We start from the raw sequence: 12,879 nt of genomic DNA, 5'->3' as shown, positions 1-12,879 counted from the left end.
ATCAGCCCGCGCGCTCGAAAATGGCGGCGACCAGCGCGATCCGATCGACATCGGCATAGGCCGGCGTTTCCAGCTCCTCGCCGAAAATATCGGGATCGATCTCGCGGTAGCGCAGCCTCGCCCCGGCCGCCGCCGCCGCATCCGCCAGCGCCTCGCGCAGCGCGTCGGCGCCGCGCACGATGGCGCTGCCCGTATAGAGGATCAGCCGGCCCTCGGGCGCGAGCCGGCCGAGCGCATCGCGCGCCATGGCGAGCGCCACCTCGCCGCCATGCATGCCGCCGCCGTCGCGATAGGCGCGCGCATGCGTGTCCATGATGTAGGGCGGGTTGGCGAGCGCGATGTCGATCGGGCCGTCGATCCCGGCCAGGTCGCCGCCGCAATGCAGCGCCGCCGCGACGCCGGCGGCGGCGGCGTTGATGCGCGCGAAGCGGAGCGCTTCGGGGTTGATATCGAGCAGATGCAGCCGCAGCCCCGGGCAGGCGCGCGCCGCCACCAGCCCGCCCACGCCGGAGCCGGCGCCGATATCCACCGCCACCCCGCCCTGGGTGCGCGGGCAGTGGCGCAGCTCGTCGCGGATCAGATCGGCGAAGCGGTAGCTATCGGGCCCGAAGAAGACCGCATCCTCGGCCAAAGTCGGATAGGCCGAGTGGAGGAAGAGATCGTGTCCGAGCCGCGACACGCGGACGCGCGCGCGCACCCGCCCGTCGGGCTCGGGCGCGAGCATGGCGGCGCGGGCGAGCAGCGCCTCCACCGTGGCATCGAGCGTGCCGCGCGCAAAGGGCAGCGACCAGCCGAGCGCGTCCGCGAGATCGCGCGCCTGCGCCCGATCCGCCCGCGCCACGACGCGCTGGTGCGTGGCCGGGGTCGGGGTGACGAAGGCATAGCCCGTCGCCTCGAGATGACGGAGCAGCGCGACCAGCGCCGCGTCCTCCGGGGTGAGCGAGTCGCGAGGCGCGGAAGCGAGGGCGAGGTCCATCCCGGCAGAACCTCTGAAATCCGTTGTTGTTCAGCGTCTTGAAGGCGAAGTTGGCGATCGGCGCGCCGACGCGCCCGCCCTCTCGCCATCCGCCATGGCGAGGTAGCGATTGCGAGTGCGAGTGACTCGCAGTATGCCCGCTCGCAATCAGAACCACGGCACGACAGGGACATGACGGGCAGGATCGCGGGCGGCACCACGGCAAAGGCGGAGATGGCGCTGCGCTGGTTCACGGCGGTGGCGGGCGGCTATGCGGCCGCTTCGGGGCTCGCCGCGCTCGCCGCGCGTGTGGCACCGCTGCCACGCGCCGAGGCCGTGATCTGGGCGATGCTGCTCGCCTTCCCGCTTTATGCCGGGCTGCTGCTCTGGGTCCTGGGGAGCGCCAAGCCGCGACGCGCGATGGCGGCGATCTGGACGCTGGCGCTGGTGGCGGGCGGCGGCGCCTGGCTGCTGGGCGTGCGGCCGTGAGCGTGCGGCGCGCCATGGCCTGGGCGCATGGCTGGCTGGGGCTGATCGCCGGCTGGCTGCTCTTCGCCATGTTCCTCACCGGCACGGCCAGCTATTTCCGTCCCGAGATCACGCGCTGGATGCAGCCCGAACTCGCGGCGCGTCCGGTCGCCGCCGCGCGCGCCGCGCAGGCTGCGATCGATCATATGCGGGCGGTCGCGCCCGATGACGAGCAATGGACGCTGATGCTGCCCGACGCGCGCAGCCCGGTGACCATGGCCTACAGCTATGTGCCGCCCCGCGCCGGACAACCCGCCCGCTTCCGGCCGCCCGAAATGCTCGATCCCGCCAGCGGCGCCCCGCTTCGCGCGCGCGCCACCTATGGCGGCGAGACTTTCTACCGTTTCCATTTCGAGCTGCAGCTGCCCTATCCCTGGGGACGCTGGCTGGCCGGCCTGTGCGCGATGGCGATGTTTGCGGCGATCCTGTCCGGCGTCATCACGCACAAGCGCATCTTCGCCGATTTCTTCACGCTGCGCTGGCGCAAGGGGCAGCGCAGCTGGCTGGACGCGCACAATGTCTCGGCGGTGCTGGCTCTGCCCTACCACGCGCTCATCACCTATACCGGGCTGATCACGCTGGCGACGCTCTACATGCCCTGGCCGATCGCCGCCAACTACCGCGATCCCGCCGCCTTCGCCGCCCTTCTCTACGGACCGGAGGCGACGGCGCCGCGCAGCGGGGCGCAGGCGCCGTTGGTGCCGGTCGGCCCGCTGATCGCGCGCGCCGAGGCGCTTTGGCAGGGTGGCGAGATCGGGCAGGTGGCGGTGCGCAACCCCGGCGACGCCGGCGCCACCATCACGCTGCGCGCCGCCACGGCGGGTCGGTTCGACGCGCAGGGCGGCGCGATCGTCTTTTCAGGCACCACGGGCCGGCTGATCGCGGCGACGCCCGCGCCCGGCCCCGCCGCGCGCACGGCGGGCACGCTGCTCGGCCTCCATATCGCCGGCTTCGCGGGCCCGGCGCTGCGCTGGGCGCTGTTCGCGCTGGGGCTTGCGGGCACCACCATGGTCGGCACCGGGCTGCTGCTCTGGACCGCCAAGCGCGTGGCGCCGGGGCCGGGCCGCGCGCTGGTGGAGCGGCTCAACATCGCCACCGTGGCCGCGCTTCCGGCCAGCATGGCGGCCTATCTGCTCGCCAACCGGCTGCTGCCCGCCGCGCTCGCCGGCCGCGCCGATCTCGAGGTGCGTGTCTGGCTCGGCAGCTGGGCGGTGCTGGCGGCCTATGCCTGTCTCCGCCCGGCGCGCCGCGCCTGGCGCGAGGTGCTGGCGGCGGGGGCGGTGATCGCGGGCGCGGTGCCGGTGGCGAGCGCGCTCTGCACGACCCGCGGCCTGGTGCCGGCGCTGCGCGCGGGGGACTGGCTGTTCGTGAGCGTGGACGGGCTGATGATCGGCTTCGCCGCGCTGTTCGCGCTGGCCAGCCGCAAGGTCGCCCGATCCGCCGCGCGCCGTCCGCCCCGCCCGCGCACGACCGCCGCCGCCGCCGCGAAAAGCCTTGTCCATGCCGACTGAGCTGCTGCCGCTGGCCTATCTCGGCTTCGCCTGTCTCGCCGCCGATTCGCACCGCCATCGCGGCCATCGCCGCGCGCCCGGCGCGGCGCGGCGCTGGGGCTGGCTGTGGATCACGCTCGCGCTCGCCGATGCGGTGGCGCGGCGGGGCTGGGCGGAAGGGGTGATCGCTTGGGCGATCGCGCTCAGCCTCGCCGCGCTCGCCTGCACGCTGCTGCTGTCCGCCCGGCCGCGCTGGGCACTCGCGCCCGCCCGCCTCTTCACCCGCCGCGCGGGCTGAACTCAGCCGCTGCGCAACCCCTCGGCGGCCCGGGCCCGCAGCACCGGCCAGGTGCCGAGCACGCCGACGCCCAGCGTGACGAGCATCGCCGCCGCGAGCGTGCGCGCGATCACCAGCGCGTCGGGCGCCCAGCCGATCGCGAGCACGCGGGTGACGACCAGCCATCCCGCGCCCAGCCCCACCGCCAGCGCCACCGCCGCCAGCAGCAGCGCGAGCAGCCCATATTCCAGCGCCTGCACCGCCAGCACCTGCCGCACGCGGCCGCCGAGCAGCTTGAGCACCACCGCATCGCGGCGGCGCGCGCGCGCCGAGGCGGCGATCGCGCCGGTCAGCACCGCCAGCCCGGCCGCCACCGTCACCGCCGCCGCCAGCCGCACCGCCAGCGCCATGCGCCGGGTGAGATCGCCGATCGTGCCGAGAATGTCGCCGGTGCGCACCAGCGTGACCGAAGGCAGGACGCGCGCCACCGCCCGCCCGATCGCGCCGTCGCGATCGGCCGGCGCATAGACGCTGGCGAGCAGGGCGTGCGGCGCCTCCTCGATATAGCCGGGCGAGAAGACGAGCGCGAAATTGAGCCCCATGCCGCTCCAGTCGATCGCGCGCAACGCGGCGATCCGCGCCGGCACCTCGACGCCCAGCACCGCCACGGTGAGCGTGTCGCCCACCTTGAGGCCGAGCAGCCGCGCCGCCTTATCCTCCATCGAGACGAGCGGCGGCCCGCGATAGCCGGCCGGCCACCATTGCCCCGCCACCACCCGATTGCGCGGCGGCACCGTGGCGGACCAGGTGAGCGTGCGGTCGCCGCGCAGGATCCAGGCGCCTTCGGGCAGCGTCCGCATCGCCGCGACGCGCCGGCCGTTCAGCGCCACGATCGCGCCGCGCAGCGACGGCACCGCCTCGATCCGCGCGCCCGGCGCCACGCCGCGCACCGCGCGCAGGAACGTGCCGCGATCCTCGGGCTGGAGATCGATCGCGAAGAAGCGCGGCGCGCGCGCCGGCGCGACGCCGGCCAGCTCCGCCGACAGGCTGGTGTCGATCCCCGCCAGCGCCACGAACAGCGCATAGCCAAGCCCCAGCGCCACCACCAGCCGATCGGTCTGCGCGCCGGGCCGGTGAAGATTGGTCAGCGCCAGCCGCACCAGCGGATGGCGCGCGCGCGGCAGCCGCCGGAGCAGCGTGCGCAGCCCCAGGCCGAGCAGCCAGAGCAGCAGCAGCAGCGCCGCCGTCGCCCCCAGAAACTCGGCCGCCAGCACGCGATCGCTGGCGCTCGCCACCGCCAGAGCGAGGATGGCGATCAGCGTCGCGGCCATCGCCAGCGCGAGCCGCAGGCCGGGCCGCCGCGCCGGCGCCAGCTGATCGCGCAGCAGCGCCGCCGCCGGCACCGCCCGCGCGCGCGCCAGCGCCGGCAGCGCGAACAGCAGCGCGGCGAGCAGGCTCAGCCCCGCCGCCACCGCCAGCGGCGCGGGATAGAGGCCGAGCCGGGGCGCAATCGGCAACGCCGCGCCCGCCAACCGCGCCACCAGCAGTGGCAGCGCCGCGCCCGCCGCCAGCCCGGCGCCGATCCCGCCCAGCGCGACCAGGCCAAGCTCGATCAGGAACAGCTGCGCGATCGTCGATGCGCGCGCGCCCAGCACCTTGAGCATCGCCACCATGCGCGTCTTCTCGGCGAGATAGGCGGAAACGCCGCTGCCCACGCCAACCCCGCCGATCGCCAGCGCGGCGAGCCCGATCAGCAGCAGGAACTGGCCCAGCTCGGCGATGGTGCGGCGGAGCGTGGCGGCGGCGTCGGCGGGGGTGCGCGCCGTCCAGCCGCCGCTCGGCGCCCGCGCCACCAGCGCCTTGCCGATCGCCGCCGCATCGGCGCCGGGCGGCAGCAGCAGCCGGTAGCGGCTTTCATAGAGGCTGCCGGGCTGGATCAGCGCGGTGCGATCCAGGGTGCGCAGATCGATCATCGCGGGCAGGCCGAAGCCGGCGAACTCGCCCAGCCGATCGGGCGCGTCAAGGATCAGCCCCACCAGCCGCAGCCGCGCCGCGCCCAGCGCCACCGTATCGCCCAGCCGCAGCCCCAGCCGATCGGCCAGCGCGGGCGCCACCGCCACCTCGTCCGGCCCCGGCCGCCGCCCCGCGAACCGCGCCTCGCCCACCAGCGGCCAGCCGCCATCCACCGCGCGCAGGCTGGCCAGCACGGAGTCGCCGCCCGGCCGGCCCAGCATGGCGCGCAGGCCGATGCTTTCCGAAACCCGGCCACGCGCGGCGAAGGCCGCGCCCTCCTCCACCGTCGCGCGCCGTTGCGAGACGCGCAGCTCGAGGTCGCCGCCCAGCATGGCCCGGCTCTCGGCGGTGAGCGCGGCCTCGATGCTCGCGGAAAGGCTGCCGATGCCGGCCAGCGCGGCGGTGCCGAGGAAGAGGCACAAAGCGAGCAGCCACAGCCCGCGCCCGGCGGCGCGCAGATCGCGCCGGGCCAGCCGCCAGGCGAGGCTCACGCCGCCGCCCGATCGCTTATGATGGCGCCATCGGCGAATTCGATGATGCGGCCGCAGCGCGCCGCCAGGCCGGGATCATGGGTGATGATGAACAGGGTGGCGCCGGTGGCGCGATGCCGATTGAACAGCAGGTCCATGATCGCGGCGCCGGTGCGGCCATCCAGATTGCCGGTCGGCTCGTCGGCGAAGAGCAGGATCGGGCGCGGCGCCAGCGCTCGCGCGATCGCCACGCGCTGCTGCTCGCCGCCCGACAGCTGCGCCGGATAATGGCCGAGGCGATGCCCCAGCCCGACCGCGCCAAGCTCCGCCTCGGCGCGGGCGAAGGCGTCGCGAACGCCCGCCAGCTCCAGCGGCACCGCGACATTCTCCAGCGCCGTCATCGTCGGCAGCAGGTGGAAGGCCTGGAGCACCAGCCCGATCCGCCCGCGCCGCGCCCGCGCGAGCCGATCCTCGTCGAGCCGCTCGAACGCCTCGCCGGCGACCGCGACGGTGCCGCCGCTCGGCCGCTCGAGCCCGGCGAGCACCGCCATCAGCGAGGATTTGCCCGATCCCGAGGGGCCGAGCAGCGCCACCGTCTCGCCCGCGCGGACCTGCAGGTCCACGCCCCGGAGGATCTCCACGCGCGCGGGCGGCTGGCCCAGCGCGAGCGTGACGTTGCGCGCATCGATGACGATGCTATCGGCGGCGGCGGCCGGGGCGATGGCGGAGGAAGGCAGTGGCACCATCAAGGGCATATGGGCTTGGGCGGCGGCTTGTCCATCGCGGCCTCCTCCACCTCGCCATGCTCGGCCTCGCCACGGCCGCGTCGGCCAACCCCGGCGCGCCGCTGATCTGGGCCTTTGGCGACAGCCTGACGGCGGGCTATGGCCTGCCGCCGTCCGAGGGCTTCACCGCCCAGCTCGAGGCGGCGCTGCGCGCGCAGGGCGTGGCGGCCACGGTGCGCAATGGCGGCATATCGGGCGATACCATGGCGCAGGGCCGCGCCCGCCTCGCCTGGGGCCTGCGCGGCCTCGGCGCGGCGCCCGATCTGGTGATCGTCGCGCTCGGCGCCAACGACATGCTGCGCGGCCTGCCGACCACCGCCACCGAGGCGCAGCTCGATGCCATTCTCGCCGAACTGCGGCGGCGGCATCTGCGCGTGCTGCTGGCGGGCATGCGCGCGGCGCCCAATCTCGGCGCGGCCTATGGCCAGCGCTTCGAGGCGCTCTACCCGCGGCTGGCGCGGCGCTACGGCGTGGCCTTCTATCCCTTTTTCATCCGCGCCTCGGCGGGTCATCCGGCGTTGACCCAGGCGGACGGGCTGCATCCCAACCGCGCCGGCGTGGCCGCCAATATCCGCGCGATGCTGCCGGCGGTGCGCGCCGCGCTGGCCGATCAGCGGCCGATCGGGCCGAAGCTGAACAGGCCGCGCCGATAGTTCATCACCACGGCGGTGGGCGTCAGCCCCTCGCCCACGGTGATCGCCGCCTCGGCGGCCTTGGGCTTGGCCATGCCGAGCCGGGGGTTGCCGGCAAAGCCGATGCCATCGTGCAACAGGCTGAAGGCGCCGCCATCCTGGCGATCATGGATCACCGCCAGCGCATAGGTGCCGGGCGCGGGCGCACGCAGGCAGATCCGCACCGTGCCGCTCGCGGGCACCGGCTCCACCGCGCGGCGGAAGCTCTTGCCCTGGCGCAGCAGCACCGAATCATCGGCGAGGAAATCGCCGTCGCGCGCCGGATAGAGTTCGGCGCGCAGCGCGCCGCGCCGGTCCTTCAGCCCTTCGACGGTGATGAGCAGCGCCGGCCCGGGCTCGTCCGCGCGGCACCGTCCCTCGGCCACGCCCAGCGGCATGGCGGCGGCGGCGGCCAGCAGCAGCGCCGGGATCATCTGCGATTCTCCACGCCCGCCAGCTCGCTTACGCCGAGCCCGACGCCGAGCAGCACATGGGTGGCGAGCGTGAGCCCGGCGAGCAGCGACACCAGCTCGGTCACCTGCGCGCGGTGCCCGACCAGGAAGGCGGCGAGCCCGGCGAAGACGAGATCCTTGTTGGGCAGCAGCGGCAGCCGCGACACCACCATGCGCAGCGTCGCCAGCATCAGCCACCAGCTCAGCGGCGCCGCCGGCAGGATCAGCGCCCAGAGGATGGCGGTGAGCACGGTGGTGGCGATGATCCGCGCGAGATGGACGATCGCGATCATCACCAGATCGCGCCGCGGCAGGCTCAGCAGGCTCTTGCGGAACACCATGGTGAGCAGCGATCCGGCCGTGACCACCGCCGCCGAATAGCCGATCAGCCGCGCGCTCAGCCCGAGATTGAGATCGCGCAGCAGCGGCCAGCTCGCCGCCACCAGCACCAGCGTGACGATATTGCCCGTGGCGGCCGAGAGGATGGCGACGTCCTTCACCGCGCCGAACGGCGCCGCCACCAGCGCCGCGTTGCGCCGCGCCCAGCCGTAGAAATACACCTCGCCCGAATAGCCGAGCAGGATCTCGTTGCTCAGCCGCTTGCGCAGCAGCGCCAGGAAGCCGCGCCCGGGCAGCGCCCAGAGCGCGCGGAAGATCACCCATTCCGACGCGGGCGGGATCAGATAGGAGACGAGGAAGACGATCCAGAAGAGCGGCGAGGCGGGCACCATCGCGATCAGCGCCCGCCAATCGAGCGTGCGCAGCTGCGCCAGCGCCGCGATCAGGATGGCGGTGGACAGGGCCGGCGCCAGCCAGCGGCGCCAGCTGGTGGGCGCCTGCTCCACCAGCGGCACGCCGATCGGCGCCGGGACGGCGGCGGAGCCGAGCGGGGCGGACACGGTCTCGAGCTTCACGCGGCACGCCCCCCCGAAACGATCGCGCGACGGGTGGCACAAGGGCGGCCCCCGCACACCCTCGTACTAATGCGGATTGCGGCGCTTGCCTCTTTCCCGCTCATGGCCTGCTCCACCTGTCCATACTCGCCTGGCAGACGCCGCTACTGTGTCCGATCCGCACGGAAAAGTCGACCAAGGCCGCACCGCGGCATCACCTTTCCGGCGCGTAATCCGCCGGAAAGCGCCACTTTCCCCGAAGCGTGCGGGCCAGCGCGGCGCCGGGCCGGGGTGGCGAAGCGTGTCGCATGAACGAAACATAATATGCGCCATGTGATGGGGCAGGTGTAGAGCGAGCCGCGCTATGACAGATCGGGGGCGCACGGCGATGGACGGACCGGGACGCGACGGGCGGCGCCTGCTTGTCGCCATCCACGATGTCGCGCCGCCGTTCGAGGCGGCGGTGGACCAGCTGTGCGATCTGATCGCGCCGCTGATCGGCGGCCCCAAGCTCGCCATGCTGGTGGTGCCGCACCATTGGGCGGGTGAGCCGCTGGCCGCCGCGCCCGCCTTCCAGCGCCGGCTGCGCGCCTGGTCCGACGCCGGGGTGGAGATGTTCCTGCACGGCTGGCTGCACCGCGACGACAGCAGCCATGCCGGCCGCGTCGCCCGCTTCAAGGCGCGGCACATGACCGCGTCGGAAGGCGAGTTTCTGGGGCTGAGCGAGGCGGAGGCGCGGCGCCGCATCGCCGCCGGCCGCGCGCTGGTGGAGGATTGCATCGGCCGGCCGGTGACGGGCTTCATCGCCCCGGCCTGGCTCTACGGCCCCGGCGCGCATGGCGCGATGGCGGCGCTGGGGCTCGGGCTGGCGGAGGATCATATGCGCGTCTGGGATCCGCGCGACGGGCGCGTCCATGCGCGCGGGCCGGTGATCACCTGGGCCAGCCGCAGCCGCTGGCGCACCGCCAGCTCGCTCGCCGTCGCCACCGTGGCGCGGCACGCGCACCGGCCGCTGCGCACCGCGCGCATCGCCGTCCATCCGGGCGACGTCACCAAGCCGGTGCTGATCGACAGCATCGCCGCCACCGTGCGCGCCATGACGCGCGGCCGGCGCGTGGCGCGCTACGCCGAGCTGGCGGCGGAGGCGCGGGCGGCATGAAGATCGTCGATGTCTGCGCCTTCTTCGCGCCGCGCGGCGGCGGCGTGCGCACCTATGTCGAGCGCAAGCTCGTCGCCGCGCCGGCGCGCGGGCACGAGGTGGTGGTGATCGCACCCGGCGCGGAGGACCGGCTCGAGCCGCGCGGCCCCGGCGCGGCGATCCGCTGGGTGAAGGCGCCGCTCTTCCCGCTCGACACCGCCTATCGCTATTTCAACGACCGCGCCGCGCTGCACGCGCTGCTCGATGCCGAGCGGCCCGACATGGTCGAGGTCTCCTCGCCCTGGCGCAGCGCCTCGATGGTGGCCGAGTGGCGCGGCCGCGCGCCGATCGCGCTGATCGCCCATGCCGATCCGCTCTCCGCCTATGCCTATCGCTGGTTCGGCGGGGTCGCCGATCGCGCCACCATCGACCGCCAGTTCGACTGGTATTGGCGGCACCTCCGGCGGCTCGACGCGCGCTTCGACCTGGTGATCAGCGCCAGCGACAGCCTGTCGCAGCGGCTGCGCGCGGGCGGCCTGCGCAAGGTCGTCACCAATCCGATGGGGGTCGAGGCCAATCTCTTCTCGCCGGCGCGGCGCGATGCCGCGCTGCGGGCGCGGCTGCTGGCGCGCTGCGGGCTCGGCCCGGAGGCGACGCTGCTGCTCGGCGTCGGCCGTCATGCGCCCGAGAAACGCTGGGAGATGATCGCGCGGGCCGCGACCATGGCGGGCACGCGCGTGCCCGTGGGGCTGGTGCTGGTGGGCGGCGGCCGGGGCGGGCCGCGGCTGCGCAAGGCGGTGGCCGGCAATCCGCATATCCGCCTGCTCGCGCCGATCAGCGACCGCTCCGCGCTCGCCACGCTGATGGCGAGCGCCGACGCGCTGATCCATGGCTGCGAGGCGGAAACCTATTGCTTCGCCGCCGCCGAGGCGACCGCCTCGGGCCTGCCGCTGATCACGCCCGATCTCGGCGGCGCGGCCGATCAGGCGCGCGCGGCGGGCGGCCTCACCTTCGCCGCCGGCCAGGCCGCCGCCGCCGCCGCCGCGATCGAGCGCTTCGCCCGCGCGCCCATCACCCCGACCCCGCCGCCGCTGCGGACGATGGACGATCATTTCGACATGCTGTTCGCGCTGTACGCGGGCGAGGCGACGGCGCTCGCCGCCTGAGCCCAGGGGGTCGGGGCCGGCGGGACAGATCGCCGGCCCGCCGATGCGGCGCCTCCGGCCGCCCTGCCCGCACGATGCCGGCTCCAAGCGCGGACGATCGCGGCGTGCTCCGGCGTGAGATCAGAAACGCCGCCCTGCCAAGCCGATACACGTATCGCAAGCATAGATGGCCGCCGGGGGCGACCCAGCGGGCCATGCCGAGCAGCGCCGCGCCACTTTATTTTTCGGTCTTTCGCATCAGAGCTTTACGCATCGCCGCGGCGAAAGTCGCCATTTTCTATTCCAATGTAGGATTACGGCTGCTATCTGCCCTATCCATGGGGTGAGGCATGAGAATATTGTAATCGCTTTCAGCGGGCTATGCTTTTCAGACCGGAATTTCTCCAGTTGATCTCGGCACTTCTTCCTCCCCGGTGAAATGGAGGCATTTTTGCTCGACGGCTTTCAGCCCCACAGGCTGTTCGCAAATGTCAGGAACGGTCATGTCGCGAGGTTCCTGAACAGAGATCTCCACCGCCGCGGCAGTTCGGCAACCTATGTGGGCGACAATCGAGTTCTGGTTAAGTGTCTGGTTGGTAATCGCGCTCTCGGCCTCTTCGTTGAGGCGGACGACAAGCTCATCACCCCCCAGTTCGTCGTTACGGGATGCTACGAAAAGGCTTCGACACGGTTTCTGAGCCGCGCGATAGCACGAGACAGCCACTGCTTGGACATAGGAGCAAATTTCGGCTATTTTACCTGCCTGATGGCGCAATTCGCCAAAGACGGCATCGTCATCGGTGTCGAGCCGATCAAACATCTCTGTGACATGGTGCGTGACAATCTGAAGATAAATGGCCTCCATCACGCGCAGTGGATACACGCCGCCATATCGGATCAGGCAGGCGAGCTGAGATTGTACAGGCGCTGGAGCCGGTCCGGGAACACGAGCATTTCACCCGTAGGCCGGGATTTCACCGAACATTTCGGCGAGGATCCGGTTCAAGGCTTCACCGTCCGCGCGCTGCGGATCGACGATCTTCAGGACCAGCTACGCGGAAGGCTGGACTTTTCGAAGGTGGACGTGGAAGGCGCCGAACCTCTGGTTTTCCGGGGCGCGCACGCCATGCTGTCCTCGAACCCGGGGATCAGGATCATCATCGAATGGTCCCCGGGACAGATACAGGCCGCCGGCTTCGACATCGGGGATTTTATCGGGGAGCTAGGATCTTACGGATTTAGATTTTACGACATCGAGAAAATTGGCGGGCTCGCTCGCAGACTGATCGCGCCTCACCCGAGACGATTGTCGGAGGATGAATTACGGAACCTCCCGTACCGCGCCGGACTATTGCTATCGAGGGCGTAGTCGGTGCGAACGCGAAACTGGCGTAAGCGTCCGAAGTCTCGACGGGTGCCGCCTGCCCGACACAGCCCTGCCTAGCCGCTCGACACGCTCCGCCTGCCCGCAAGGCCCGCACGCATCCGCCCCGACCGCCCTGCGCCGCCCGTGCGGGCGGCTCCATCCCATAAGCGCTGGGCCGTAGACGCATAAAGCGGACGGACCGCTACCGCCCCAGTTGCGGTCATTCAGCACCTCGTGGCACGATCTCGAATATGGATATGCGCCTAAAGTCTTTCGGTTTGGCAATCGCCTTCTCGATCTCCTTTGCGGGCCGCGCTCAGGCGCAAGAGCTGCCGCCCCTACCAGCAACACTGCTGAATGCTTCCGGCGCAGTATGCATCAGCGTGTCGATGGCCGGAGATGTGCGCGGGGCGTACCTTCTAACCAGTACGGGCGATGCGAACGCGGATAGGGACATGGTTGCGTGGGCCCGCCAGCTACATTGGCCAGTAGCAAAAACTGGCGAAAAGCTGCGAGACACTTGGTTCCCCATGCCGATAGCCTTCGGCGGCGCGAAACCTGTGGCTGCGCCGCCAACCTGCAGTGCTCCGGTGTAGTCAAGGCCTTCATCGCTGAAGGCAACGTCCGCTTCCCATCAATCTCGGACGCTCGCGGGCGGCGTCGCCATCCCGAAAGCGGACTGACCGCTACCGCCCC

At 72.3% G+C, this 12,879-nt stretch carries 12 protein-coding genes; 7 read left to right on the top strand and 5 right to left on the bottom strand.

Annotated elements, in window-relative coordinates; all coding sequences use genetic code 11:
• Position 1: 1 nt before the first annotated feature.
• Positions 2 to 976: a methyltransferase gene (locus LHA26_RS12200; protein WP_252165876.1), complete on the bottom strand. Its 975-nt coding sequence runs from the start codon at positions 974 to 976 to the stop codon at positions 2 to 4.
• 171 nt (positions 977 to 1,147) lie between these two features.
• Between LHA26_RS12200 and LHA26_RS12195 the strand changes: the two genes are divergently transcribed.
• The 3 genes from LHA26_RS12195 to LHA26_RS12185 are packed head-to-tail and all read left to right on the top strand — an operon-like array spanning position 1,148 to position 3,271.
• The gene (locus tag LHA26_RS12195; RefSeq protein WP_252165875.1) at positions 1,148 to 1,444 is read left to right on the top strand and encodes an iron transporter; all 297 of its coding nucleotides are present in this window, start codon (positions 1,148 to 1,150) and stop codon (positions 1,442 to 1,444) included.
• Positions 1,441 to 2,994, top strand: a complete 1,554-nt coding sequence (locus LHA26_RS12190) for a PepSY-associated TM helix domain-containing protein (RefSeq protein ID WP_252165874.1) — start codon at positions 1,441 to 1,443, stop codon at positions 2,992 to 2,994. Before LHA26_RS12195 ends, LHA26_RS12190 begins: the two co-directional genes overlap by 4 nt.
• On the top strand, positions 2,984 to 3,271 hold the full coding sequence (locus LHA26_RS12185) for a DUF3325 family protein (protein ID WP_252165873.1): 288 nt from the start codon (positions 2,984 to 2,986) through the stop codon (positions 3,269 to 3,271). Before LHA26_RS12190 ends, LHA26_RS12185 begins: the two co-directional genes overlap by 11 nt.
• 2 nt (positions 3,272 to 3,273) lie before the next feature.
• On the opposite strand, the gene LHA26_RS12180 is transcribed toward LHA26_RS12185, so the two are convergent.
• Together LHA26_RS12180 and LHA26_RS12175 are read right to left on the bottom strand one after the other, a co-directional pair.
• On the bottom strand, positions 3,274 to 5,754 hold the full coding sequence (locus LHA26_RS12180) for an ABC transporter permease (RefSeq protein ID WP_252165872.1): 2,481 nt from the start codon (positions 5,752 to 5,754) through the stop codon (positions 3,274 to 3,276).
• Positions 5,751 to 6,479 carry an ABC transporter ATP-binding protein gene (locus LHA26_RS12175; protein WP_252165871.1) on the bottom strand — a complete coding sequence of 243 codons (729 nt, stop codon included), beginning with the start codon at positions 6,477 to 6,479 and terminating at the stop codon, positions 5,751 to 5,753. The genes LHA26_RS12180 and LHA26_RS12175 overlap by 4 nt, the downstream gene beginning before the upstream one ends.
• Positions 6,480 to 6,535: 56 nt before the next feature.
• On the opposite strand from LHA26_RS12175, the gene LHA26_RS12170 reads away from it, so the two are divergent.
• Positions 6,536 to 7,171, top strand: coding sequence for an arylesterase (locus LHA26_RS12170; RefSeq protein ID WP_252168378.1), 636 nt, complete (start codon positions 6,536 to 6,538; stop codon positions 7,169 to 7,171).
• On the opposite strand, the gene LHA26_RS12165 is transcribed toward LHA26_RS12170, so the two are convergent.
• Together LHA26_RS12165 and LHA26_RS12160 are read right to left on the bottom strand one after the other, a co-directional pair.
• Entirely contained in the window at positions 7,129 to 7,623 is a 495-nt protein-coding gene (locus LHA26_RS12165) for a DUF2141 domain-containing protein (RefSeq protein WP_252165870.1), read from the bottom strand. The two genes, LHA26_RS12170 and LHA26_RS12165, sit on opposite strands and share 43 nt — an antisense overlap.
• Complete coding sequence (locus LHA26_RS12160) at positions 7,620 to 8,555, bottom strand: hypothetical protein (RefSeq protein WP_252165869.1); 936 nt, start codon at positions 8,553 to 8,555, stop codon at positions 7,620 to 7,622. Before LHA26_RS12160 ends, LHA26_RS12165 begins: the two co-directional genes overlap by 4 nt.
• Positions 8,556 to 8,898: 343 nt before the next feature.
• Here LHA26_RS12160 and LHA26_RS12155 point away from each other — a divergent pair, with 343 nt between their 5' ends.
• The 3 genes from LHA26_RS12155 to LHA26_RS12145 all read left to right on the top strand — a co-directional run bounded on the left by LHA26_RS12155 (position 8,899) and on the right by LHA26_RS12145 (position 12,186).
• Positions 8,899 to 9,693 carry a polysaccharide deacetylase family protein gene (locus tag LHA26_RS12155; RefSeq protein WP_252165868.1) on the top strand — a complete coding sequence of 265 codons (795 nt, stop codon included), beginning with the start codon at positions 8,899 to 8,901 and terminating at the stop codon, positions 9,691 to 9,693.
• Positions 9,690 to 10,838, top strand: coding sequence for a glycosyltransferase (locus LHA26_RS12150; RefSeq protein WP_252165867.1), 1,149 nt, complete (start codon positions 9,690 to 9,692; stop codon positions 10,836 to 10,838). The genes LHA26_RS12155 and LHA26_RS12150 overlap by 4 nt, the downstream gene beginning before the upstream one ends.
• A 430-nt stretch (positions 10,839 to 11,268) precedes the next feature.
• Entirely contained in the window at positions 11,269 to 12,186 is a 918-nt protein-coding gene (locus LHA26_RS12145; protein ID WP_252165866.1) for an FkbM family methyltransferase, read from the top strand.
• The last annotated feature ends 693 nt before the right edge of the window (positions 12,187 to 12,879 follow it).

It is taken from the genome of Sphingomonas morindae, assembly GCF_023822065.1.
Classification (GTDB): Bacteria; Pseudomonadota; Alphaproteobacteria; order Sphingomonadales; family Sphingomonadaceae; genus Solisphingomonas; species Solisphingomonas morindae.
The sequence above is the reverse complement of the archived record's forward strand: the minus strand, read 5'-3'. Positions and strand labels throughout refer to the sequence as shown.